24 protein-coding genes are annotated in these 23,582 nt (G+C 68.5%); 10 read left to right on the plus strand and 14 right to left on the minus strand.

Annotation, left to right across the window (positions count from 1 at the left end; all coding sequences use genetic code 11):
* Positions 1 to 22: 22 nt before the first annotated feature.
* Complete coding sequence (locus tag AC07O8_RS24960; protein WP_495050624.1) at positions 23 to 1,930, minus strand: hybrid sensor histidine kinase/response regulator; 1,908 nt, start codon at positions 1,928 to 1,930, stop codon at positions 23 to 25.
* Between the two features lie 175 nt (positions 1,931 to 2,105).
* Here AC07O8_RS24960 and AC07O8_RS24965 point away from each other — a divergent pair, with 175 nt between their 5' ends.
* Both AC07O8_RS24965 and AC07O8_RS24970 read left to right on the plus strand, forming a co-directional pair.
* The gene (locus AC07O8_RS24965) at positions 2,106 to 2,621 is read left to right on the plus strand and encodes a hemerythrin domain-containing protein (protein ID WP_495050625.1); all 516 of its coding nucleotides are present in this window, start codon (positions 2,106 to 2,108) and stop codon (positions 2,619 to 2,621) included.
* A 49-nt stretch (positions 2,622 to 2,670) separates the two neighbouring features.
* Positions 2,671 to 3,264 (plus strand): cysteine hydrolase family protein, encoded by a 594-nt coding sequence (locus AC07O8_RS24970; RefSeq protein ID WP_495050626.1) that lies wholly within the window; start codon positions 2,671 to 2,673, stop codon positions 3,262 to 3,264.
* Positions 3,265 to 3,266: 2 nt separating this feature from the next.
* Here AC07O8_RS24970 and AC07O8_RS24975 read toward each other — a convergent pair whose 3' ends face one another.
* Positions 3,267 to 3,728, minus strand: a complete 462-nt coding sequence (locus AC07O8_RS24975) for a DUF421 domain-containing protein (RefSeq protein WP_495050627.1) — start codon at positions 3,726 to 3,728, stop codon at positions 3,267 to 3,269.
* Between the two features lie 34 nt (positions 3,729 to 3,762).
* Complete coding sequence (locus tag AC07O8_RS24980) at positions 3,763 to 5,532, minus strand: YbhB/YbcL family Raf kinase inhibitor-like protein (RefSeq protein WP_495050628.1); 1,770 nt, start codon at positions 5,530 to 5,532, stop codon at positions 3,763 to 3,765.
* Positions 5,533 to 5,783: 251 nt separating this feature from the next.
* On the opposite strand from AC07O8_RS24980, the gene AC07O8_RS24985 reads away from it, so the two are divergent.
* Positions 5,784 to 6,041 carry a hypothetical protein gene (locus AC07O8_RS24985; RefSeq protein WP_495050629.1) on the plus strand — a complete coding sequence of 86 codons (258 nt, stop codon included), beginning with the start codon at positions 5,784 to 5,786 and terminating at the stop codon, positions 6,039 to 6,041.
* A gap of 30 nt (positions 6,042 to 6,071) precedes the next feature.
* On the opposite strand, the gene AC07O8_RS24990 is transcribed toward AC07O8_RS24985, so the two are convergent.
* The 6 genes from AC07O8_RS24990 to AC07O8_RS25015 all read right to left on the minus strand — a co-directional run bounded on the left by AC07O8_RS24990 (position 6,072) and on the right by AC07O8_RS25015 (position 11,863).
* A complete protein-coding gene (locus AC07O8_RS24990) occupies positions 6,072 to 6,647 on the minus strand; it encodes a DNA-3-methyladenine glycosylase (RefSeq protein WP_495050630.1) in 576 nt (191 codons plus the stop codon).
* Between the two features lie 3 nt (positions 6,648 to 6,650).
* Positions 6,651 to 6,881, minus strand: a complete 231-nt coding sequence (locus AC07O8_RS24995; protein ID WP_495050631.1) for a DUF2789 domain-containing protein — start codon at positions 6,879 to 6,881, stop codon at positions 6,651 to 6,653.
* A 109-nt stretch (positions 6,882 to 6,990) separates the two neighbouring features.
* On the minus strand, positions 6,991 to 7,884 hold the full coding sequence (locus AC07O8_RS25000) for a transglutaminase-like domain-containing protein (protein WP_495050632.1): 894 nt from the start codon (positions 7,882 to 7,884) through the stop codon (positions 6,991 to 6,993).
* Positions 7,881 to 8,963 carry a zinc-binding metallopeptidase family protein gene (locus tag AC07O8_RS25005; protein WP_495050633.1) on the minus strand — a complete coding sequence of 361 codons (1,083 nt, stop codon included), beginning with the start codon at positions 8,961 to 8,963 and terminating at the stop codon, positions 7,881 to 7,883. Before AC07O8_RS25005 ends, AC07O8_RS25000 begins: the two co-directional genes overlap by 4 nt.
* A gap of 177 nt (positions 8,964 to 9,140) precedes the next feature.
* Positions 9,141 to 11,468 carry an ATP-dependent DNA helicase gene (locus tag AC07O8_RS25010; RefSeq protein ID WP_495050634.1) on the minus strand — a complete coding sequence of 776 codons (2,328 nt, stop codon included), beginning with the start codon at positions 11,466 to 11,468 and terminating at the stop codon, positions 9,141 to 9,143.
* 98 nt (positions 11,469 to 11,566) lie between these two features.
* Positions 11,567 to 11,863, minus strand: a complete 297-nt coding sequence (locus AC07O8_RS25015) for a cell envelope biogenesis protein TolA (RefSeq protein WP_495050635.1) — start codon at positions 11,861 to 11,863, stop codon at positions 11,567 to 11,569.
* A gap of 212 nt (positions 11,864 to 12,075) precedes the next feature.
* On the opposite strand from AC07O8_RS25015, the gene AC07O8_RS25020 reads away from it, so the two are divergent.
* Positions 12,076 to 14,856 carry a hypothetical protein gene (locus AC07O8_RS25020; protein WP_495050636.1) on the plus strand — a complete coding sequence of 927 codons (2,781 nt, stop codon included), beginning with the start codon at positions 12,076 to 12,078 and terminating at the stop codon, positions 14,854 to 14,856.
* 96 nt (positions 14,857 to 14,952) lie between these two features.
* On the opposite strand, the gene AC07O8_RS25025 is transcribed toward AC07O8_RS25020, so the two are convergent.
* The 3 genes from AC07O8_RS25025 to AC07O8_RS25035 all read right to left on the minus strand — a co-directional run bounded on the left by AC07O8_RS25025 (position 14,953) and on the right by AC07O8_RS25035 (position 18,072).
* Positions 14,953 to 16,350, minus strand: coding sequence for a hypothetical protein (locus tag AC07O8_RS25025; protein WP_495050637.1), 1,398 nt, complete (start codon positions 16,348 to 16,350; stop codon positions 14,953 to 14,955).
* A gap of 64 nt (positions 16,351 to 16,414) precedes the next feature.
* Positions 16,415 to 17,620 carry an NHL repeat-containing protein gene (locus tag AC07O8_RS25030; protein WP_495050638.1) on the minus strand — a complete coding sequence of 402 codons (1,206 nt, stop codon included), beginning with the start codon at positions 17,618 to 17,620 and terminating at the stop codon, positions 16,415 to 16,417.
* Positions 17,621 to 17,766: 146 nt separating this feature from the next.
* Positions 17,767 to 18,072: an NIPSNAP family protein gene (locus tag AC07O8_RS25035; protein WP_495050639.1), complete on the minus strand. Its 306-nt coding sequence runs from the start codon at positions 18,070 to 18,072 to the stop codon at positions 17,767 to 17,769.
* 90 nt (positions 18,073 to 18,162) lie between these two features.
* Here AC07O8_RS25035 and AC07O8_RS25040 point away from each other — a divergent pair, with 90 nt between their 5' ends.
* Positions 18,163 to 18,528 carry a hypothetical protein gene (locus AC07O8_RS25040; protein ID WP_495050640.1) on the plus strand — a complete coding sequence of 122 codons (366 nt, stop codon included), beginning with the start codon at positions 18,163 to 18,165 and terminating at the stop codon, positions 18,526 to 18,528.
* Positions 18,529 to 18,556: 28 nt separating this feature from the next.
* Complete coding sequence (locus tag AC07O8_RS25045) at positions 18,557 to 19,654, plus strand: OmpA family protein (protein ID WP_495050641.1); 1,098 nt, start codon at positions 18,557 to 18,559, stop codon at positions 19,652 to 19,654.
* A 47-nt stretch (positions 19,655 to 19,701) separates the two neighbouring features.
* Here the strand turns inward: AC07O8_RS25045 and AC07O8_RS25050 are convergent, their stop codons facing one another.
* A complete protein-coding gene (locus AC07O8_RS25050; RefSeq protein WP_297524061.1) occupies positions 19,702 to 20,070 on the minus strand; it encodes a glyoxalase superfamily protein in 369 nt (122 codons plus the stop codon).
* A gap of 68 nt (positions 20,071 to 20,138) precedes the next feature.
* On the opposite strand from AC07O8_RS25050, the gene AC07O8_RS25055 reads away from it, so the two are divergent.
* Positions 20,139 to 20,756 carry a mechanosensitive ion channel domain-containing protein gene (locus AC07O8_RS25055; protein WP_495050642.1) on the plus strand — a complete coding sequence of 206 codons (618 nt, stop codon included), beginning with the start codon at positions 20,139 to 20,141 and terminating at the stop codon, positions 20,754 to 20,756.
* Here the strand turns inward: AC07O8_RS25055 and AC07O8_RS25060 are convergent.
* On the minus strand, positions 20,722 to 21,726 hold the full coding sequence (locus AC07O8_RS25060; protein ID WP_495050643.1) for an alpha/beta hydrolase: 1,005 nt from the start codon (positions 21,724 to 21,726) through the stop codon (positions 20,722 to 20,724). The genes AC07O8_RS25055 and AC07O8_RS25060 overlap by 35 nt on opposite strands.
* A gap of 157 nt (positions 21,727 to 21,883) precedes the next feature.
* On the opposite strand from AC07O8_RS25060, the gene AC07O8_RS25065 reads away from it, so the two are divergent.
* From AC07O8_RS25065 to AC07O8_RS25075, 3 genes are all read left to right on the plus strand, one after another.
* Positions 21,884 to 22,339: a universal stress protein gene (locus AC07O8_RS25065; protein WP_495050644.1), complete on the plus strand. Its 456-nt coding sequence runs from the start codon at positions 21,884 to 21,886 to the stop codon at positions 22,337 to 22,339.
* Between the two features lie 311 nt (positions 22,340 to 22,650).
* Positions 22,651 to 23,262 carry a DnaJ C-terminal domain-containing protein gene (locus tag AC07O8_RS25070; RefSeq protein ID WP_495050645.1) on the plus strand — a complete coding sequence of 204 codons (612 nt, stop codon included), beginning with the start codon at positions 22,651 to 22,653 and terminating at the stop codon, positions 23,260 to 23,262.
* Positions 23,255 to 23,554 carry a chaperone modulator CbpM gene (locus AC07O8_RS25075; RefSeq protein ID WP_495050646.1) on the plus strand — a complete coding sequence of 100 codons (300 nt, stop codon included), beginning with the start codon at positions 23,255 to 23,257 and terminating at the stop codon, positions 23,552 to 23,554. The genes AC07O8_RS25070 and AC07O8_RS25075 overlap by 8 nt, the downstream gene beginning before the upstream one ends.
* The last annotated feature ends 28 nt before the right edge of the window (positions 23,555 to 23,582 follow it).

Raw genomic sequence — 23,582 nt, forward strand, 5'->3', positions numbered from 1 at the left:
GCCGGGGCGGCCGGCCGGCCGCTCAATGCAGCGCGCGCAGCTTCTTGATGACGTCGTTGAGGCGGTAGGGCTTGGACAGGAAGGGGAAGCCTCCGAGCCGCCCTTGCGCCGGCCCGTCGCGGAGATCGCCGGCGAAACCCGAGGTGAGGATGACGCGCAGGCCGGGGCGTGCCGCCACCGCCTTCTCGGCGAGCTCCACGCCGCCCATGCCGGGCATGACCACGTCGCTGAACAGCAGGTTCACCGCGGGCGTGTCCCGCAGCACCTGGAGCGCCCGCTCGCCGGAGTTCGCCGACAACACCGCGAAGCCCAGCGTCCGGAACAGCTCGCCGGTCATGTCGAGCACCTCGGACTGATCGTCCACGACCAGCACGGTCTCGACCTCCGGATCGGCCAGCAGCGGCGTGCCGTCTTCGACGGCGGGAAAGTAGAGCGTGATCGTCGTGCCGATCGACGGCTGCGACTGGATGTCCAGGTCGCCGCCCGATTGCTGCACCATGCCGTAGACCTGACTGAGTCCGAGCCCCGTTCCCTTGCCGGCGGGCTTGGTCGTGAAGAAGGGATCGACGGCATTCGCCAGCGTCTGCGCCGACATGCCGTGGCCGGAGTCCGCCACGGCGATGGCGACGTATCTCCCCGCCTTGAGCGACTTGACCTGCTGGTCCGCCAGGTCCTCGACGCGGCTCGACACGACGATGCGCCCGCCCGCGGGCGTGGCGTCGAACGCGTTGACGACGAGGTTGAGCAGGGCGGCCTCCACCTGCGTGACGTCCACCAGGGCGGGCGGCACGGCCGGCGCCAGGGAGAACTCCAGCGAGACATCGCCCGGCCCGGCCCGCCGCAGCACGGACTCGAACGCCGACACGACCCGATTGAGGTCGCGCTTGGCGCGCTCCAGCGGTTGTTGCCGCGCGAACGCGAGCAGTTGCCGGACCAGCTTCACGCCGCGGTCGAGCGCCTGCTCTATGGTGTCGATCAATCGCACCTCCGGGCCGAGATCCACCTTGCGGCGCAGGATCGCCAGGCCGTTGACGACGACGCCCAGCAGATTGTTGAAGTCGTGCGCGACGCCGCCGGTCACCTTGCCGAGGGCGTCCATCTTCTGGGCCTGATACAGCGCGTCCTTGGCGCGCGCGAGCTCTTCCTGCGCGGTCACGCGCTCGGTGATGTCCCGCGTGATCTTGGCGAACCCGAGCAGTCGACCGTCGTCGTCGCGGATGGCGTCGATGACCACGTGCGCCATGAAGCGGCTGCCGTCCTTGCGGACCCGCACGCCCTCGGCTTCGAAGCGGCCGGCCTTCGCGGCGGCTTCGAGCGCGGCGGCGGGCTTGCCCGCCGACCGGTCCTCGTCGGAGTAGAAGCGCGAGAAGTGGCTGCCAACGGCCTCCGCTTCGTCGTAACCCTTGATGCGACGGGCGCCGGCGTTCCAGTTGGTGACGACACCGTCCGGCGACAGCATGTAGATGGCGTAGTCGGTGACGCCCTGCACGAGCAGCCGGAAGCGCTGCTCGCTCTCGCGCAGCTGCTGCTCGGCGGCCCGGCGCTCGGTCACGTCGCGCGTGATCTTGGCGAAGCCGACGAGTTCCCGGTGCTCGTTGCGGATCGGATCGATGACCACCGTCGCCCAGAAGCGCGTGCCGTCCTTGCGCACGCGCCAGCCCTCGGCCTCGAACTTCCCCGTGGTCTCCGCGAGCCGCAGTGCCCGCTCGGGCAGTCCGGTGGCCTGGTCCTCGTCCGTGTAGAAGCGCGAGAAGTGCTGACCGATGATCTCCGACGCGGTGTAGCCCTTGAAGCGCTCCGCCCCCGCGTTCCAACTGCTCACGCGCCCCTGCGGCGTGAGCATGTAGATGGCGTAGTCCGTGATGGAGGAAACGAACATCCCGAGACGCTCGGGGCTGTCGGCCATCCCGTGCGAGGGAGAGGAACTCATCGGGAATCCTGACGCTGAATGCTTGCGCCGATTATGGCGCCGCAAGTCGCGTTCGGGCGCGGGCAGGTCGGGCTCGCCCTTTGCCAGTTTGTGCTGGTGGCGGATCGCCCGGGCCTGGCCCGGGCCCTCCGCGACCTCCGTCTTGAATCCTTTCCAGCCATCGCCAGGAGCCGACATGCCCTCTACCACCACTGCCCGTACCCCTGCCGTCCGGAAATCCGCCGCCAAGGCATCGCCGCGCACGCCCGACGCCGTGTCCTTGCTGCGGGCCGACCACAAGAAGGTCAGCGAGCTGTTCGACCAGTTCGAGAAGTCCCGCTCCACTGCCAAGAAGCGGCAGCTCGTGGCGCAGATCTGCCAGGAGCTGACCGTCCACGCCCAGGTCGAGGAAGAGATCTTCTACCCCGAGGTCCAGGCCGCGCTGCGCGACAAGGAACTCGTGCCCGAGGCCAGGGTCGAGCACCAGAGCGTCAAGGACCTGATCGCGGCCGTGGAAGGGGTCGAGCCCTACGGCGAGGACTACGACGCCAAGGTCAAGGTCATGAGCGAGTGGGTCAAGCACCACGTCAAGGAGGAGCAGAACGAGATGTTCCCCAAGGCGAAGAAGTCCCGGCTGGACCTGGTCGAGCTTGGACAGCGCCTGCAGAGCCGCAAGGACGAGCTGCTGGCGCAGTACCCCACCGCGCACTGAGGGAGGCGCCGGCCGTGCCGGCCGGTCCGCCCCGTGAGGACAGCGATCGATGGCCGCTTCGGCACACCGTGAGATCGACCAGCAGGTCGCCAGCGGAACGGGCATGCCCCGTTCGCGCAAGGTGCTCCTGCTGGTCGACTTCATCAATCCGCTCGCCTTCGACGGCGCGCAGGACATCGCCGAGGCCGCCGTGGAAGCGGCGAGGGCCACCGCGCGTCTGAAGAAGCAGTTCCATCACGACGGCGCCTGCGTCATCTACGTCAACGACAACTTCGGCCAATGGCGGTCGGACGTGCGCACGCTGCTTCAGGAGTGCAGGCGCATCGGCGGTGCCGCGGCTCAACTCGCCCGGCTGCTCGCCCCGTCCAAGGTCGACCTGATGATCCTGAAGCCGCGCCACTCCGGCTTCTATGCCACGCCACTGGACCTGCTCCTCGAGCAGCTCGGGACCAAGGACCTCGTCATCACGGGCCTGGCCACCGACTACTGCGTCAAGTGCACCGCGATGGATGCCTACGTGCGCGGTTTCAGGGTCGCCGTGCCCAGCGACTGCACCGCTGCGGAATCGCCGGAGCGCAAGGGCGACGCGCTCGCCTGGATGAAGGACGTGCTGAAGGCGAGGGTGACCCCGTCGCGACCGTGAGACTACTTGCGCTTGAGGATGCTGATGCTCCCATCGCTTTCGAGCACGCCCATCTGAAGGTCTTCCAGCTTGCAGTCGACCTCGCGCAACGCCTTCTCGACGTCCGCGATGCCGAGGCGATGCCGGCGCAGCTCCCGCGCGAACCATTGGCCGTCGCGGCCGATGATCACGGGTGAACCCTCGAGCAGCGCCTCCAGGCGCTGGCTCCGTGATCCCAGGAAGCCGATCACTGCATTCATGACGATCAACGCGGCGGCCAGGATCCATGCGCCGGCGACCGAGTCCTCCCCGCCGCTCAGGCCGTTGCTGACGGCCTCGCTGAGCAGCATCACGACCAGGAGGTCGAAGGGCGTGAACTGGCCGACCGTGCGTTTTCCCGAGAGTCTCACCATGGCGAACAGGGCGAGGTAGATCAGCGCGGCGCGCGCCAGCAGCTCCCACCAGGGGACATGCAGGTCGAACATGATTCAAGGCTCCTTTGCGCTTGGGGTCGTGAGGTCATTTGGGCGGCTTCACCTCCTGCCGGTAGGTCCCGACGAGCGCCCCCTTGCCGACGATGTGCCCCTGGGCGGCGGCCAGCACGGCGTCACGGTCCGCGCCCAGCGGCAGCTGCAGCAGGGTGTCCAGCGCGAAGACCTGGAAGTGGTAGCGGTGCGGCGGATCGCCGACCGGCGGCCGCGGGCCGTAGTACCCGATGGAACCGCGGCTGGTCGCGCCCTGCATCAGGCCCGCGGGCTGGGTGAGGCGCTCCTGTTCCTGCAGCCCCTCGGGCAGGGCGGTCACATCGCCGGGAATGTTCCAGGCGACCCAGTGGACGAAGGGGGTGATCGGCTTGGCGTCGGGATCCTCGACCAGCAGCACGTAGCTCTTCGCGCCCGGGACGGCCTGCCAGCGCAAGGCCGGCGAGACACCGTCCGCGTATTCGCTGTGCCGGGGAGGAATCGCCGCGTCGGGCGCGAAGGCGGTGGACGTCAACGTCATGGACGCCGCACTGCCGGCAGCGGTCTCCGGCCTATCCTTCGCGAGCGGCACGCCGACGCCGCGCTGCGCCTGGCGCTTCATCTCGTCCGCCGGCGTCTGCATCGCTGCCGCGGGCGCGGCTTTCCCTTCATACGACACGCGGTAGATGACGCCGTTGGCATCGTCCGCCATCAGCAGCGCGCCGTCCTTGGCCCAGGCGAGGCCGACCGGCCGCGCGATGTGCGTGCGACCGCGGTCGGTGAGGAAACCGGTGACGAAAGGCTCGATGCGCTGCGGCTTGCCGTCGGCGAAGCGGATGCGGACGATCTCATAGCCCGACGCCTCCTTGCGATTCCACGAACCGCGCATCGTCACGAAGGCGTCGCCGGCGTATTCGGCGGGGAAGCGACCGCCGCCCTTGGCGAAGACCAGCTGCATCGGCGCCGCGTGGGCCTTGTAGCCCAGCGTCATCGGCACGCTGTCGGCCTTCCATTGCGCCTTGGTGACCTCGCCCGGCGGCGTGCTCTGTGGATTGATGCCGCCGTCGCCCCAGACGTGCGGCCAGCCGTAGCGCTTGCCCTGCTCGATCCTGTTGAGCTCCTCGGGCTGCACCTCGTCGCCGAGGAAATCGATGCCGTGGTCCATGCCCCACAGCTCGCCGGTGGCGGGATGCCAGTCCAGGCCGATCGTGTTGCGCAGGCCGCTGGCGACGATCACGCGGCTCTTGCCGTCCGGCGACGCCCGCAGGATCGTCGCGTTCTCGGGGTTGCTCTCGTTGCAGGCGTTGCAGGTCGAGCCTGCAGTGATGTAGAGCATGCCGTCGGGTCCGAAGGCGATCGTCCGGTTCGGATGCTGGCCCGCATCGGGCAGATCGCCGACGATGAGCGTGAGCTCGCCGACACGGCCGTCGGCCTGCAGCGGTGCCACGAAGATCTCCTTGACCGTCGCGACGTACAGTTTGCCGTCGTGGATGGCCAGGCCGTGGGTACCGGCCCGGTCCAGCACCTTCACCGGCGGGCCGTCGGCCACGCCGTCGCCGTCGCGGTCCTCCAGCAGCACGACGTCCCCGGTGTCGCGCCGGCTGACGTAGACGCGTCCGTCGGGTGCGACGGCGATGATCCGGGCGTTCTTGAGGTCCTTGGCGAAGACCGAGACCTTGAAGCCGGCAGGCGCCTTGAGCGCCTTCACGCGGGCATCGGTGGCGGCCACCTTGTCAGGCTTGAAGACGTGGGTGCGGATGGGCACGTCGGTGCCGTCGCCTTGCTGGGCGCTGGCGCCCAGCGACAGGGAGATGCCGACAAACAGCATGGATATCCGGAAACGCGGCGGCATGGGAATCCTAGGAGTGGATGCCTGACAGATGGCAGACGACGCTCCTGCGAAGCGCCGTGCGACCGCGGAAAAGGCGATGACATCGCTGCGGGCGCCGCTGGCGATGTCGGCGAGACGCATCGCTTCCACGCGGAACTCCTTCGGTCCTACACCGCGTCGGAGGTTTCTCCGGTCCCGCTGCGATCCCGCAAAACGTACCGTCGGGTCTCTGCATCCAGGAGAACGTCATGCCCGCAGCCACCGCCCCGTTCTCGATGAGCCAGGCCGGCGACATCACCGGCCTGCCGAAGGACTACATCAAGGCCTTGATCTCCGACGACCTGCTCACGCCCAGTCGGGACATGCGCTTCACGTTCCAGGACCTCGTGCTGCTCCACGCCGCGCGGAGACTGCTCGCTTCGGGCGTGCCTTCCTACAAGGTGATGGCCGCACTGGCGCATGTGCGTCAGAGCCTCGCGCCGATCGATCGGCAGAAGTTGAATTGAAGCGGCGCCAGGGAGCCCCCTGGCGCCGCTTCAGAGCTTCCTGCTGAGGAAAGGCGATCGAGCCAGCGCGAAGCGCCACGGCAGATGCTGCGCCTTTGAAATGCCGACGCGCACCCCGCAGGCGACGTCGGCATCACCCGTCGGGGGAACGAGCGCGAACGGCGGCTCGTCGATCTGGAGGCGATCGTGCGCACCGGTGATGCCCAAGGCTTCGGTCAATTTTCCGGGGCCGGAACACAGCTGGCGCGGATCGTCGAGGCGTCGTCTCTGTCGCATGAGATCGAGCCCGTGTGTCGGTTCCAAGGCTCGGATGAGTACGGCCGCGCCGTGACCCGACTCGCGGCAGACGATGTTGAAGCACCAGTGCAGACCATAGGATCGGTAGACGTAGGTGGAACCCGGTGGTCCGAACATCGCGCCGTTCCGGGTCGTCCGCCCGCGGAAGGCGTGGGAGGCCTCGTCATCGACGTCGTAGGCCTCCGTCTCGACAATGCGTCCACCGACGCCGTCGACCAGCAGGCGCCAACCGATCAGGGCGCGGGCCAGTGCAACCGGCGGCGCAGCGACATCGAGCGCGGCGGACGCCGCACCCGCCGACTTCCGCATGAATCAGTGGAGAGCGACGTTCAACTGATCGACGACCTCCGCCCAGTCCGCGTCCTGCAGCAGCAGTTCCTTCAGCAAGCGCGACTGCTGTTCGGTCCAGAACGGGGCCTCGGTGATCTTCACGTCGCCCGGCAGCGGACGGTGCACGGAGATGAACTCGCGGATCTCCGCCTCGGAGGAGGGCAGGCCGAGTTGATCGAACAACTCGTGGAACTGGTGGTTGGGCGATTCCATGGGGTCTCTTTCAAGAGGGTGTCGCCCCTGAGGTTAACGTCAGCCGAATCGGGGTGGTGTAGGACAGACTTCCATTCAGGACGTTGAGCAGATCGTCGAGCCCAGACGCTCAGGCCGCGATCGGCGCGAGGTGGCAACCCGCCGAATCGCCGTCGGTGGACAGCGCGTGGCCCACCTCGACGGGCAGCTGCAGCCCGGGGCCGTCGCACGCCGTCGCCCGCACCAGCGGCGCGAACGGCGTCTGGATCTGGCCGAACATCGTGGCGAACGGCACGTCCGCCGCGTCGCGTCCGGTGCCGATGCGCACGAAGCCCATCGGGATGCCGGTGCCCGAGGCGTCGAAGGTGTACCAGCGCCTGCCGAGGTAGACCTCGACATAGGCGTGGAAGTCCGGCGCCTTGGTCGGATCGGCGCCGTAGTCCGTGCCGGTCACATAGCGCGCCGGCATCGAGAGCGCCCGGCAGAGCGCGATCATCACGTGCGCCTGGTCGCGGCAGACGCCGACGCGATCCGTCAGGGTGTCGAGCGCGGTGGTCTGCGTGGTCGATCCGAAGGGGGAATACGCGATGTGCCGCTGCACCCACGTCGCGATCGCGGCGGCGCGCGCATGCCCCGGCGGCACATGACCGAACTCGGCCTCGGCCCACGAGGTGAGCCGATCGGATTCGCAATAGCGGCTGGGCGCCAGGTAGGTCAGGAACTCGACGGGCAACTCGTCGATCGGGCATTCCTCGATGAAGGCCGGATCGGCGATGCCGTGCTCGATCGAGACGCTGGCGGTGTAGGTCAGGTGGAAGGCGCCCTGCGGCGCGCGCAGCCGCAGCAGCCGGTTGCGCGTGCTGGCGATCGTTTCCGAGCGCCACGGCACGTCGGGCGTCAACACGACGCGCTCCTGCAGCACCCGCTGCGCCGCCGTGTGGGCCGGCTGGATGTTGAACACGAAGTCGCCGTGCGGCGAATTGATCTGGTAGTCCAGTTCGAAGTGGAGATCGAGGCGAATCATGGGGTCCTGCCGTTCTCGACGACGCAATGGATGAAGTGCAGCTTCGGGACCACCCGGCGCTGCAGCACGAAGGGATAGAAATCGGGCTGGCCCATCGCGCGGGACATTTCGTTCATCACGCTGGTGATGGCGAGCCAGTCGCGCAGCAGGTGCAGGAAGTCGGGGCCGGTGGCGTGGCCGGCCGACCAGAGGTCGCCGGGGCCGTAGGGCAGGGGGCGCGCGTCGTCGACGGTGCTCAGCAGCTTGAAGCTGCCGGCGGTGTCGACGGTGTCGCGCAAGTGCAGGTAGTGCGCCCAGGTCTCGGCCCAATCCTCCCACGGATGCGCGCTGGCGTACGAGGTGATGAAGCGTTGCGACCAGTCCGGCGGCGGGCCGGTCTGGTGATGGCGTCGAAGCGCGCCGGCGTAGTCGAGGCGTTCGTCGCCGAACAGCGCGCGGAAGGGCTCGTGCCAGGCCGTGCCGGCGACCAGCCGGTCCCAGTAGTAATGACCGATCTCGTGACGGAAGTGCCCGAGCAGCGTCCGGTAGGACTCGCCCATGCGCTGGCGGGCGGCCTCGCGCTTGGCATCGTCGGCTTCCTCGATGTTGATGGTGATGACGCCCCAGGCGTGCCCGGTCATCACGCGCGGCTGTCCCGGGAGCGTGCGCAGGAAGTCGAAGGCGAGCCCGCGCGGGCCGGCCTCGGACTTCGGCGCGACCGGCAGGTTCAACCCGAGCAGTTGCGAGACGAGACGCCGCTTGGCGCGCTCCAGGCGGCCCCAGAGTTCAGCGTTGATGGGATCCGATAGGTCGGGAATCATGCGGTTGAGCGCGCAGGCGACGCAGAGCTGTCCCTGACGTCGGTCATCGAGCGGCATCAGCCAGTTGCAGCCGGCGGCGGTGTGGAAGTTGGCGCAGCGGATGAAGAGCCCGTCCACGCCGTCGATGCGCCAGGTCGCGGTGGCCGGGCCGGGCAGCAACGCGTGCAGCGTCAGGTCGTCCGGCAGGAAGCCGAGCGGCGCCGCACAGGCCAGGCAGGCGCTGTTGCGGAAGTAGAGGCGGTGGCCGCAGGTGCAGCGATAGACGCGGGTGGAGCTCATGGTCAAGGCTCCCTTGGCAAGCATGGGGCCTGACTGCGGTGCGCCGCTGGCCCTCACCCCAGCCCTCGCCCGCAAGCGGGAGCGGGAGCAGGAAGGGTGTCGGTGTGGCTCCCTCTCCCGCTTGCGGGAGAGAGGGTGGGGGTGAGGGCCAGCGGCGGTGGCAGTGCTGACGCCTTCTTACTGGCGGGCGCGAAGCCCCTGATCCCACCACGCCGGCAGCAGCCGCTGCACCTCCGCACGCGCGAACCGGTCATCGATCAGGTGGACCACGCCGCGGTCCTCGGTCGTGCGGATCACGCGGCCCGCCGCTTGCACGACTTTCTGCAAACCCGGGTACAGGTAGGTGTAGTCGTAGCCGGCGCCGAACAGCTTTTCCATGCGCGCCCGGATCTGCTCGTTGACGGCATTGACCTGCGGCAGTCCCAGCGTCGACAGGAAGGCGCCGATCAGCCGCCGTCCCGGCAGGTCCACGCCTTCCGCGAACGCGCCGCCCAGCACCGCGAAACCGACGCCACGGCCGTCTTCGGTGAACCGGTCGAGGAACTGGCGCTGCTCGCCCTCGCTCATGCGGCGCGACTGGCGCCATTGCGGCACGTCGGGGTGGCGTTCGGCGAGTAGCCCGGCCACCTGCTCCAGATAGTCGTAGCTGCTGAGGAAGGCCAGGTAGTTCCCCGGCGCGCGGCCATACTGCGCGGCGATCAGGTCGGCGATCGGCTGCAGCGACGCGCGCCGGTGCTGGTAGCGCGTCGAGATGTGGGCTGCGACATGCACCTGCAGCTGGCTGGCGTCGAAGGGCGAGGGCACTTCGATGTTCGCGTGGTTCTCGGGCAGTCCCAGCAGGTCGGCGTGAAAGGCCTGGGGCTGCAGCGTCGCGGAGAACAGCGTGCTCGTGTGTGCGGCCGCGAGCCGCGGCCGCAGGAAGGTCGCGGGGACGATGTTGCGGATGCAGATGACGGACGTGCCGGGCTTGACGCTGAAGCCGTCAGGCTTCTGCACGTCCACCAGCGAATGCGGGCCGAAGGACTCCACCGCGCGCGCCAGGTGCATCGCCTCGAAATGGAAGTCGAGCAGCGCGCGGTCGGTGTCGTCCGGCTGGGCGCCGAGGTGTTCGGCGAGGTGTTCAGCGATCACGCCGATGCCGTGCTGGAGCGCGCTCAGCAGCGACTCGGGGAAGGCCTCGTACGCCGCATAGGGCTCGGCCTGCGCCTTGTCGATGGCCCGCCAGCTCCGGTGCACCTTGTCCAAGGCCTTGCGGACCAGCGGCGAGGCCGACGCGCCCGCCGATCGCCGTGCCTGGAAGAGCCGCTCCGGCGACAGCGTCGCGCTGAACATCTTGCGGCCGCGTTCGACGAGGTTGTGCGCCTCGTCGACGAGCAGCCCGATGCGCCATTGGTTGACCTGCGTCAGCCCGTGGAGCAGGGCGCCATGGTCGAAGTAGTAGTTGTAGTCGCCGACCACGACGTCCGCCCAGCGGGCCAGTTCCTGGCTGAGATAATACGGGCAGACCTCGTGGGCCAGCGCGGCCTCGCGCACGGCCTCACGGGTCAACGCGACGCCGGCGGCACTGCGCGCACGCGTGTCCAGGTCTTGCCCGATGCGCAGCGCCGTCGACCTGGCGGCGGGCAGCCGGTCGTAGAAGCCCTTGGCCAGCGGACAGGACTCGCCGTTGCAGGCCTTGTCCGGATGCTCGCAGGCCTTGTCGCGTGCGACGAGCTCCAGCACGCGCAGCGGCACGGCGGGCGCGAGCCGCTCCACCGCATCCAGCGCGGTCTGCCGCCCCGAAGTCTTCGCCGCCAGGAAGAACAGCTTGTCCAGGCGCTGTCCGGGCGCGGCCTTCAGCAACGGGAAGAGGGTGCCCATCGTCTTGCCGATGCCGGTCGGCGCCTGCGCGAGCAGGCAGCGGCCGGTGGCGGCGGCACGGTAGACCGCCTCGGCAAGCGGCCGTTGCCCGCCTCGGAAGTCTCCGAACGGGAAGCGCAGCGCCAGGAGCGCCGCGTCGCGGCGCTCGCGGTGATCGAGCTCGAGGACCGCCAAGGCCAGGAAGCGCTCGCACAGGGATTCGAAGTGCGCCCGCAGTTCCGCGGCCGAGCAACGCTCGGTCAGCAGCGTCTCTTCCTGGCTGCCGAGGTCCAGATAGACCAGCGCGACCTCGATGTCGGTCAGGCCCTCTGCCTGGCACTGCAGCCACGCGTAGACCTTGGCCTGGGCCCAGTGAAGCCGTCGATGCGTGGGCCTCTGGCGATCGAGGCTGCCGCGGAAGGTCTTGATCTCCTCGAGGCGTCGACGCTCCGGATCGAAACCGTCGGCGCGGCCTCGCACATGGAGGTCCTTGAAGTCGCCGCTGAGCGTCAGTTCCCGTCGATAGGCCGGCCCCCGGCGCTCGTACACCAGCGCATGGCCGGCGATGCCTTCCTGGGCCGTCGGCGCCGGGGTGAAGCGCAGATCCAGATCGCCTTGCTTGGCGGTGAACTCGCAGAGCTCGCGGACGGCGACGGTGTAAAGCACGAACGGGGTCAGGCTTGAGAACTGATGTTATATACAGTATCTCAAACTTCTGACCCCGTGGGGGCGCGGCGTCTCGACGCCGCAGCTGGCGCCTCGGATTACTTCATGGCCTTCTTGTCCGCCTCAGCCTTTTCCTTCATGGCCTTGGCATCCGCCTCGGCCTTTTCGTGGGTCGCCTTGGCGTCCTTTTCGCACTGCTTTTCGGCATCGCCCTTCATGGCGTTGCAAGCCTTCTTGGCCGCCTTGTAATCGGCATCGGCCTGCTTCTTCAGCGCCTTGGCCTGATCGACGGAGCCGGACGTCGGGCTGGAGGCGGCTTGCGCCATGGCGGGACCGGCGGCGATGCCCAGGGACAGAACGGTGGCGGTTGCGGCGATGAGCAGGGAACGCTTCATGAGGATCTCCTTGTCGTTGAAACAATGATGACCGGCGGGATCGCCGGTGTGCGAGCGACTGGTACTGGCAAGAAGCGATCCCTCCCCCGGCAAGCTCTCGGATTTTGTGGGGCGCGATCTCGGCATCCCGCCGATGGACGGCGCGCACGGGCGCTTCGACAGTGACGGCCAGGGCGCGAATCCGCAGCGCTCGCCACCCGTCGACTGCCGCCATGCCGCATCAGGACCGCATTGCCCGCCCAGCCGCGATGCCGGCGACGGAGCCGCGCGCGAAGGTGGTCGGGCCCGCGCAAGGCCAGACATCGCCGGGCGTCGCGACCGCGGCCTCCCTGATCGACGGCAGTCCCTACATCGCCGCCCAGCGCCAGCGCATCGATGCGGTCTTCGGCCCGGCGGCGAAGCCGGCGGTGGCACAGCGCCGGCTGGCCGTCCGCCTGCCCGACGGCAAGGTCCGCACGGAGCAGGAGGACATCGCGTTCTCCGCGCCGGACCTGCACGACGCCATCCTGGCGCACGAGCCATCATTGCTGCCGCTCGAGTGCAAGGATCCCCGCGCGGGACAGACCGTCGCGGAACTGCGCCGCGCGGAGGCGGTGCTCGCCCACCTCAAGCGCTATTCGAAGCTGGAAGCCTTGTTGGCGCGCATGCGGCGCAGCGACGTGGACCACGGCACCATCGACCTGCGCGATCCGCAACACCTGGCCCTTTTCTACTTCCAGGCACGGCGGGAACTGATCCTCGACGGCACCATCGTTGTCGATGGCGCCGAGGGCGTCGAGATCGTCCGCGAGCTCAAGGAGGGCAAGGCAGCGGATGAGGCGCAGGGCGCGGCGGATCGCCAGGCCATGAGCGGAAAGGCCGGGCTGCCGCCGGGCGACAACAGCTTTCCGGTGGCCATCCTCGGTGCGGGGGCGAGCGTCGCCTACTACCTGACCACCGCGGGCCGCTCGCTGGATCCGGCGTCGACCGTCATCATCGGCGAGACCCAGCCCTGGGCCGGCGAGCGCGGCAGCGAAGGCGTCGTCAACCACCCGCTCCACATGATCGCGCCCGACGGGTACCAGGGGCGTGGCCTGCTCGATGCCGAGGGCGGCCTCGCTCCCAGGCGCACGCTGTCCGAGCGCATCGCCGAAGTGATCAGGCGCTGGCCCAACATCCATACGCGCAAGATCCTGAAGGTGGAGCGCCACGGTTCAGGCGAGTACTTCACCATCACCACGGCGGACGGCCCGACCTTCCACGCGCGCAAGGTGATCGCCGGACTGGGCATCGGCAAGCACAAGGAGCCCGACCAGGTGAGCTGGGCCGGCGACGGCCGCGAGCACCGGGACAACAAGACCGGGCGCGGCGCCGCGGTGCCCCGGATGATCGACATGGACCGTTTCCAGCGCGCCATGGTCGACGGCGAGCTGACGCCGGGCAGCATCCGCTCGATCGCCGTCGTCGGGCCGAACGCCGCCATCGACGTCATGTCCACCGTGCTGCGCCGCTACCCGGACCTCATGGTCAATCCGATCTACTGGATCACCGGCACCGAGCCCGGCGGCGGCGGCCGCGATCCGTCGACGAAGCGCCCCGCTTTCCTCAAGGGCACCGACAACGAATACGTCGAAGGCCGCTACGACGAGGTCATGAAGAACCGGCCGTCCTCGCCGGGCAAGCGGATCGTCAAGGAGGGCGTCATCACCGTCGTCGGCCACGACTACCTGGCGGCGCGCGTGGGCGCGGGCGGCGTGGCCCTGGACGTCGGCGCGCGCGGCGGGAACGGCGTCCCGCAGACGCTCGTGGAGACGCTGCAGGCGGATCTGGTCGTGTACGGCATGGGGCCGGATGTGAACGCCGTGTCGCAGGTGTTCGGGATCTCGGAGCGCAACTTGGCCAGCGAGATGGAGCCCGTCTACGACAAGGGGCTGCATTTCAACCAGGACGCCGGCATCGAGTCACCGGAGGACCTGTTCCGCTACCTGATCGAACTGCGGCCGGCCAGCAGCCATGTGGCGACCCGCAAGATCGCACGCGAAGTCTTCAAGCTGCTGGCGGATACCACAGCCGTCCGGCCCGCGAAGGAGAAGCTGGAGACCGGCGGTCGACCGCCGGTGGTCGGCGTGCGCCTCAAGCCGCATGCGACCGGCAAGGCCTCGCTCGAGGTCATCGGCGGCACGGCCTACCGGTTCGCCTTCGCCGGGAGGATGCCGTACAGGTATGTGTCGAGCGCGCTCGAGGACGTCCACGCGAAGGCGCTGCGCCAGGCGATGGCGGACCGCGACCGGATCGACGGCGCGCGGGCCTTGCACAGGCGTCTGGACGGCTACGTCGACTGCCTGCAGAAGTACCTCGAGATCGCCATCCCGCTCGCGAAGCGCCTGGAAGCATCCACCGACGTCGAGGCGGCGAAGCGGGACGCGTACTGGCGCGGGACCACCGCCGACTGGCTCCGGTTGACGTCCGACTGGCTGCCGCTGGTGGCGCGCAAGGTCGTGGACGGCGACGAGCGGAAGATCCTGGGTCGCATGCGCGGCACCTGTGCCAGCCTGCAGGTCCTGCAACGGCAACTGGAGGCGCTGTACGACGACGCGACCACCGACAAGTACGCCTCGCTCGCGTCGTCCCACATGGGGGCCGTGTCCAGCAGCCTGCCGAAGAACGTGGTGCTGGGCGATCAGTTGACCGCGGCGCGCAGCTCGGTGGAGGCGCTGCAGTCGCACATGCCGCCCAAGGTCGTCGAGGGCGTCAACCTGGTGACCAGCGACCACACCACGATCGCCGCCTACCTCGCGGCCGCTCACGGCGACCTGCCGCCCCAGGTGGCGGACCTGCTCACGTCGCGCGTGGTGATCGACCGCCGCCATGCCGCATTGGATCGCGCGCCGCTGCCCCGGCCGGAGCTCGAAGGCAACCGCTACAGCGACTTCCACCTCCAGCAGCAATCGACCTTCCAGTCGAGCTGGATGCGCCTGTTCGAGCAGGTCAACGCGCTGTTCAAGAGCGACTGAAAGAGCGACTGAACCGGCTCGAAGCCGGCTCGTCAGGCAGTGCGCCTTGCCTGGGCAGGCCGCCGGAGCAGCCTGCCCAGGCGGCCCAGCCTCCCTTCAGGGCAGGCGACGCCGCAGGCCGATGTTGCGCGTCTGCACGCCGCAGACCGACGGGATGTCGAAGTTGCCCGGGTTGATCGGCTGCGTGAACTCCTCGTAGAAGTAGTAGTCCGCCAGCGCCAGGCTGGTGCCAAGGTTCACGCCGGACTGCGACTGCATGAAGGTGACCGGGCGGCTCTGCGTGCCGCTGGCGTTCTGCGGCGCGTACCAGGTCCAGAGGTAGGTGGCCTCGGGATAGTTGGGCGGCGCCGGCGGGAACAGCACCGAGCAGACGGTCACCGTCGTGCCGGGCGCGATCACCGGGTTGCCGGAGATCGTCGCCTGGATCGTGCCCTCGACGCCGGGGGTGGAGATCCAGTCCGGCGGTTCCTGCGGGAAGGGGAACTGGCTGCCGCCCTGGCAGGTGGACGGCGCGTTCCCGTAGGCGGTGATCAGGAAGCCGGTCGCGCTCTGGGGCGGCGGCGTGGTGCCCGACGGCGCCGGTCCGGTCAGCAGCGCGGTCTGCGACACGGTGCCATCGGGGTCGTCCGGGTTATAGGTGAACAGCATCAGCGTGTCCTGCGCGCGATCGCTGTAGACGCGGTAGTCGGCGTCATCCTTCCACGCATACAGCACGCGCGTCGGCAGCGGGTCGAACTGGCCGTTGACCGGCGTCATGAAGGCCGTCATGCCGAAGTTGGTGTTCCAGCGGAACAGCGCATAGCCGTTCGGATTGCCGACCGCGAAACCCGGGATGGACGCGGCCGCGAAAATGGTCGGCCGGGTCGGGGCCGCGGCGGCGCTGTCGTAGGACTGGAAGCTCGGGAAATACGTGAAAGACCACATCTGGAAGAACCCCAGCTGGGTCGGATCGCCCATCGTGGGCGAGGGCGGACCGTTGCCGAACATCATGCGCACGGGCGCGCTCGTGGACGAGTCGAACCACATCCACGTCGCCGCGGGCGGCGACTGGGGGAGGGGCACCGGGACCTTCCACCAGTCCACGGACTGGTCGCTCATCCAGTTGAGCGGGGCCGAGCCGGCGCAGGCGGCATGGGGGGCCTGCGCGCCGTACCAGTCCGTCGGCAGCGACCATCCGAGGTCCACCGGGGACCAGGTCTGGCCGCCGTCGGTGGACAAGGCCGTCGCGTCCTGGGTGATGACGTACCACCACTGGCCGTAGGCGGTGCCGCTGACCTGCGCGGACAGGTAGCTGCCGGGCACGCACAGGATGTCGGCGGTGCAGAGCTGGAAGAAGGGGTTGTCCGGCTGCGGATCGCTGGACAGCGGCGGACTGAACGGATGCAGCAGCACCGTCGCGCTCCAGGCCGCGGACATGGCTGGCGGCGGCCCGTCCACCGGCTGGAAGGCCGGATAGGCCGAGGGCGGCACGGGATCGATCGTCGATGGGGTCATGGGAACCTCCGGTGAAGGAACGGGCGAGGGGGCTGCTGCTGCTGCTGTTGCGGCAGCAGCGACTTCAGGGGCGGGGCCGGCCCGAGGGCCAGGTGGCCGTCCATTTCGCGGGCGGCACGCCGGTGCCCAGCACGGCGAGGTAGACGTCCCAGGTGACCGGGTCGACGGCCATCGCGTGCAGCAGCGTGGTCGACGAGGACGCGGGCAGGGGAACGTCGAAGCGCGTGAAGGGTCTGAGGCCGGACAGACCGGTCAGGTCGACCAGACCGGAAGCGGCCGAAGCAGCGGCGGCGGCGGGCAACGCCGCGGGAGCCGTGGCTGCGCAGTCCATGGGCACGGCGAACAGCGAGACGTTCCCCACACCGCCTCCCGCGCTCGGACTGGCGCCGATGAAGAGCACCTGACGCGCGGGCGAGTCCAGCCTCGGCCCGAAGGCCAGGGCGTAGACGCCGAGTGCTCCGAATCCATCGAGGCTGCCGACCGGTCGTCCCGTCGCGTCGATGACCTGCACGCGATGATTGAGCGCATCCGCGACCCAGAGCCGATCGCAGCGGTCGACCACCGCGGCATGAGGAAGGTTGAACTCCCCGGGTCCGCTGCCGGACCGATCGCCGGGAGCGCTCCAATGGGCCAGCACGCGGCCTGCGGCATCGAGGCGGAGCACGCGGTTGTTGAGCCCGCCGACGTCGCCGTCGGTGACCAGCAACTGGCCCACGGCATTCCAGGCCACGTCGGTGACCTTGTCGAACTGCACCGGATCGAGGCCCGTGCCCTGGGAGTTCTGGCCGCAGGTGCCGAGGGTCGCGACGAGTCGGCCCTCCGGCGTGAAGCGCTTGAGGCAGTGCCCGAACGCGGGCCCGGCGGGCTGAAGCGGCGCAATGTCGGTGATCCAGACCTGGGTCGAGCCGTCCGGGGCCGCATGGATAGCCAGCGAATGCGGATCGCCGAGCGTGCCCGTGGCCGGCCAGGTCGACACAAGGCGGCCATCCGGCGCCCACACGCTGACGACCGGATCGGCGCGCTGCAGCACATGCAGGAAGCCGGTGCGCGGATCGCGCTCGACCCAGCTGACCGTGTCGAAGCGCACCCCCGACGGCTGCGGGAATCCGGGTTCGGCGACATAGACCGGCATGGGCGTCGCGCTGCTTTCCGCAAGGGATCTGGGCGCTGGCGCGGGCGAGACCGCGCAGCCGGAAAGGGCGATGGCCACGAGGAAGGCGGCGGCCACGCAGGACCGGCTCGCGGCGGTTCGACGGGGAATGATCTTCATGGCGGCGTCCTTCCTGGTCGGATCGACGCCGGCATGGTGCGCGGAGCGCGCGGGTGCGGCCATCAGCAGAATGCTGATCTTTGTGGGACCGGCGACGCGCGGACCGGAGGGCGCGAGCCGGGCCCCCAGCGGGGGCCGCTGTCAGCTCACTCGAACACCGGCCGGAAGAACGTGCGCTCGTAGCTCAGGATGCAGCGCGTGTCCTCGGCGTAGCGGAAGGCGGCCTGGCATTCCGGGTCGGCGAGGGACTGCGTCCGATAGGTCTCGTAGGCGGCGAGCGACGGGAAGGAGAAGGACGCGAGCGCGATGTTGTTCGCGCCCTCCGAGGGCAGCAGATAGCCGTGGTGCACGCCGCCGAACTTGCGCACGAGCGGGATCCAGACCTTGGCGTAATGCTCGAACTCCTGGAGCTTGTAGGGGTCGAGGACGTAGCGGAGGTGGCAGGTGATCATGGGGGGTCAGCGAGGAGTAATGACGGATGGAGGGCGATCATGCCTGCAAGTCGACGGGCGGGTTCCTCATCCCGGATCGCGCTGCCCTCGATGCTCCGATCGCCTCTTGATCTGACCGAACTGGCGCTGCCAGGCCGGCTCGTGCACGTGGCGCGACTCGATCTTGCCGACGCGGCCCTCAAGGAAGCCTGGGGGAAATCCATCCGGAGGACCGCGCCGGTCGTCCGACACGCCGCGCTGTGGGGCGACCTGATCACGCGTTCTCCAAAGGCCATGGCCGATCATTTGAAGCAGCAGGCCCAGCGACGGATCGTTCCCGATGCGCGAACCTTGAACGTGCTGCTGCTTCGGCGGGACCTGGCGAATCCCATCGACCTGACCGATGTCGCGAGCAAGGGCGCCGAGATCGATTCGGACTTTCAGACGGTGCAGATCTATTACGTCCCTGGCACCTGATCGACGCAACCTCGCGGACCGAGTCAACATGAGCGACAACGCAGATCCCTACGCGACACCGCGCGCCAATCTGCGCGAGAACGTCAAGACCATGTCGACCATCCTCGCCGGGACGGCGGGGGCGGTCATTGCCGGCTCTCCGTTCTCCGGGATCGGGGCACTGGATCCGGCGACGTTCCGCTTCGCGCTTGCCATTGCCGGGCTGTTGACGGTGGCCGTCTGCCTGTTTCTCGGCTGGAAGGAGCTCACCTTCATGCTGAGGCCGGATCTTCTCGATCCGATCATCCTGCGAGATTCGTACACGGACGAAGCAATCAGGAAGCTCGGCCTCCCTTCTGCGGAAACGGACGAGCTGATCGAGGTGAAGGCCGAGTTCAATCGCTCCCGTGGCGCGCTGCTGCCTGAGAACATCAATTCCTATGAGGCATTCGAGAGCTATCTCGACGGCCAGTGGGTGAAGTTGACCGCGGCAGAAAAGGACGTCGCTCAGAAGACGCTCGATGCCGCTGTCCTTGAATCGCTCCGCAAGCGCTTCGATCAATACGAGCGCAACCTGCAAGACATCGGCTTCTGGGCGACAGTCACCCGGCTGCGAAAGCGGGTGGAGCGAGGGCTCAAGAAAGTTCAGATCCTGGGGGTGGTCAGTCTTCTTGCGCTCCTTGTGTTTGCCTGGGCGGCCAACCCGCCGAAGAAGGACGATGCGTCACTGAAACCGACGGTGATCCAGGCGTTCGTGTCCTGCGCGTCTTGCCCGGCGGGCCAGCCGCCCGTGCAGACCGCCAGAAGGGTGACGTTTCCCAATAATTCCCATGAACTCGATCCCGCGGCATATGCCGTCCTGAACGAAGTGGCGGCAGTCCTTCGGCAGCAGCCTGGCATGGGCGTTCTGCTGCTCGCTCACACGGACATGGTGGCGGGCGACAAGCTCAATCGTGCGCTCGCCGCCAGGCGCGCGGACGCGGTGCGCCGTGCCCTGCAGGCGCAGGGCGGGATCGCAGCGAATCGGATCTTCGCGTCGGAGCTTCCCAAGGCCGCGCTTCCGACCATCACCGGGCCGGAGATCGCGAACGCCGACAACCGGAGCGTGGAGCTGCATGTCGTTCCGCTGCTTCTGCCATCGCGTTGATCGGACCCGCGCCACGGCTTACCGACAAGCGCGGACAAGACCGGCGTCTACGTGCTCACCGCGTTGGTGAATGTCAGCCGATTGCCGAAGGGATCCGTCACCGACACGTCCCTGGAGCCCCACGGCGTGTCCTCCAGTCCGGGCCGCGCATAGCCGTATTGCCGGCCGATCAGTTCCGCGTGGAAGCCTTCGATGTCGTCCGTCCGGATGCGCATCGCCGCGCCGGGGCACGCGTCGCCATGGTGCTCCGTGAGGTGGAGCACGCAGCCGTCCCGCGAGACCTGCAGGTACAGCGGCAGCCCAGGTTCGAAGCGGTGCGTCCAGTCGACCTGGAAGCCCAGGAACTGCACGTAGAACTCGAGGGCCTTGGCTTCGTCGAAGATGCGCAGGATGGGCGTGGTCTGAGCGAATTTCATGCGCGCGATGTTCGTCGAGCGCGCGTGCGCTGCCAAGTGGCTCACGTCGGCGTGTAATCTGCGGCGCCATGAACAAGCTCTACCAATCCCTGCACGACCGTCTTCCGCTGTGGCTGGCCGAATGGCTGGACATCTTCGTCCCGCTGATCGAGGTGGCGGTCATCGGCCTTGGCGCGTGGCTGCTGATGCGCGTGGCGCGGCTCATCTCCCGCCGGCTCACCACCCGCTACGGGTTCCCCGTGAAAGTCGCGTCGCTGTTCCTGCGCAGCATCGGCGTGCTGGTCTACGGTGGCGCCGTGCTGTGGTCGCTGGAACGCCTGGGCGTGTCGGGATCGGTGCTGTGGACCGCGTTCACCGGCTTCGCGGCGGTCGGCGCGGTCGCGTTCTTCGCGGCCTGGAGCGTGCTGTCCAACCTGTTCTGCACGCTGCTGATCTACATCACGCATGCATTCCGGATCGGGGACGTCGTCGAGCTGCTGGAGGCGGGCGACCGGCCCGGCGTGAAGGGCCGGGTGGTCGACATCAACCTCGTCTACACCACGCTGCTGGAGAGCGGCGACGCCCAGAACGGCACGATGCTGCAGCTGCCGAACAGCCTGTTCTTCCAGCGGGCGCTGAGGCGCTGGAATGGCACGTCGGCGGAAGTCGCCCTCATGAAAGTGCCTTCGCCAGAATCGGCAGGCTGATGTCCATCCGGTAGTCGACGGCCGTGTGGTTGTCGTCGAACTCTTCATAGACGTGGTTCACGCCCATCGCGTCCAGCCGCTTGTGCATGCGGCGGGCGCCATAGACCAGGTTGTACTGGTCGATGTCTCCGCAGTCGATGTAGAGCGCCTTGAGCGCGCTCAGGCCGCGGCCATGCGATTCGACCAGCGTCAGCGGGTCCCAGGCCAGCCAGTGGTCCCAGCGGTCCGGGATCAACTCGCAGGTGTCGGCAGTCACCGGCAGCCGGACGCCGTAGGGCGCCGAGGGATCGGGGTCGAAGCTCGCGGCCTGGGCGAACATCATCAGGATGTGGACGTCGCTGTCCTTGGGCTTCTTCGCGGCCCAGAAGGCGTCCACCCATCGGCCGATGTCCGGCTCCTTGGCCAGCGCGCGCAGCACCGGGACGAACTCGTGGCGATAGAGCAGTTCGAAGCCCATGTCGCCGGAATGCACGGCCGCCGCGGCCCAGAAGTCCGGATGCAGCAGGGCATGGACCATGGCGCCGTATCCGCCGCTGGACTTGCCGAACAGGCCGCGCCGACCGCTGCCGCCGCAGTGGAAACGCGACTCGACGAAGCTCACCACCTCGTCGCGGAGGAAATCGTCCCAGCGGCCCATGGCGACCGAGTTGACGTACTGGTTGCCGCCCAGCCGGGTGAAGCAGTCCGGGAAGGCGACGACCACCGGCGGCATCTCGCCGGCGGCGATCAGCCGGTCCAGGCGCTCGGGCACGTTCTCGCCGAAGTTCTTCCAGTTCGTGTGCACCGGGCCGCCGGCGGTGAAGCCCACGATGTCCACGAGCAGAGGCAGGCCGCGGCCGTCATGGCCGTGCGGGATGTAGACGTCGACGAGGCGTCGGGTGGGGGCGCCGACCAGGTTGCCGGCGAGCACCTCGCTGTCGAGGGTCAGGCGATGGACGGTGCCGGCGGGGGTGTCGGGATGTCGGTGCATGGGGCTCCAATGCTGGCGGTGTTCCGCGGTGTTCGGAACTCGGCAGATTCAACTTCTCGGTGCGCTGCCGTACCGAATTGATTCGAGGGTTGGCGCAGGCTAGCGCAAAGGCTGGCAGTGGCCCATTGCCAGATCCCCTACACAAAGGCGCTCAACCATGTACGCAGCCATTTTGGTTCCCTTGGATGGCAGCCGGACCGCACTGCGCGGATTGCGCGAGGCGATGGTCGTCGCACAGGCGATGGGCTCGCGGATCACGCTGCTGCACGTGCTCGACACCTACCCGAACTTCGGCGCCCACCGCCCCGACGGACGAGCGAGTCATGAGCTCGAGTCCAGGAGAGCGTCCGCGCGCGACATGCTCGCCACGGCCGCCATGGAACTTCAGGATCGAGGCTTGGCGGTGACCATGCGCATCCGGGAGTCCTTCGATGAACATGCGGCCAGCGGGATCATCCGGGATGCCAACGAGCACCGCGTCGACCTGATCGCGATGGGCACGCATGGACGCCGCGGCATCACCAAGCTCGTCCTCGGCAGCGATGCTGCCCTGGTCCTTCGAGACAGCCCCGTCCCCGTCCTGCTTGTCGGACCGCCTCCAGGAGACGCATGACCGGCGAGGGGGACGTCACCGCACCGTTCCCGATGCCTCTTGTGCCTACGCTGGGGTCCTCGATGCGGCCGATCGCTCCAAAGACCGGCTGCCCCTGTCACTGACTGGACGGATGCACGCCGATGCGCCAGGCACTCACCCTGGCATTCACCCAGGGCTTCTGGTGCGCAGCCCCAAGCTGCCCTTCGTCCAGAGTCGCGCCGCGACGCCGCTGATGGCTCGGCTACGGCCCGCTGGTCACGGACTTCAGCGACTTCTTCGAATCCTTGTTCGGCAGAAGCGGGCACCGGGGCTTCGACGGCGCCGACGGCATGTCGCGTGGCGCTGCCGCGCGTGGACCGGTGCAGGGCCGCGACCACCACGCCAAGGTGGCCATCGGGCTGCAGGACGCCTACCGCGGCGCGCAGCGCATGATCTCGCTGCGGATGCCGGTGGTCGACGCCACGGGGCGGACCGTGATGCAGGCGCGGCAGCTGGAAGTCAGCATGCCGAAGGGCGTCCGCGACGGCCAGCATCTGCGGCTGGCGGGTCAGGGCGCCGCCGGCCACGCCGGCGCACCGAACGGCGACCTGTACCTGGAGATCCAGATCCTGCCTCACCCGCTGTTCCGGCTGGATGGGGGTGACCTGTATTTCGATCTCCCGGTCGCGCCCTGGGAGGCCGCGCTGGGTGCGACGGTCACGGCACCGACGCCCGACGGCAGCGTGCAGCTGAGCGTTCCGCCCGGCTCCTTGCAGGGGCGCAAGCTGCGGCTGAAGGGCAAGGGACTGCCAGGCAAGGTGCCGGGCGACCTCTACGCGGTGCTCACCATCGCGCTGCCCCCGTCGGTCTCCGACGCCGACAAGGAGGCCTACAAAGCATTCGCGCTCAGATTCGCCGCCTATCAGCCGCGCGCCGCCATGGAGGCTCTGAACCATGACTGACCCGCACATCATCACGACGGCGACGGTCGTTGTTGAAGAGCAGGTGTCGTTCACGCTGGTCTCGCTGTGCCGTGCGAGTGGCGCCGACGCCGGACAAGTCCACGCACTGGTGGACGAAGGCCTGTTATTGCCGCAAGGGCAGGGACCGGAAGCGTGGCAGTTTGGCGGGGACGCCTTGCCGCGGACACGACGCGCGCTGCGGCTGGCGGGGGACTTCGAGCTGAGCCTGTCCGGCGTGGCCCTGGTGCTGGATCTGCTCGCCGAGATCGATCGCCTGCGGGCCGGGGGGTGACGTCCATGATGGCGACCCCATGGCGCAA

The organism is Roseateles sp. GW821-FHT09G09, from assembly GCF_059415965.1.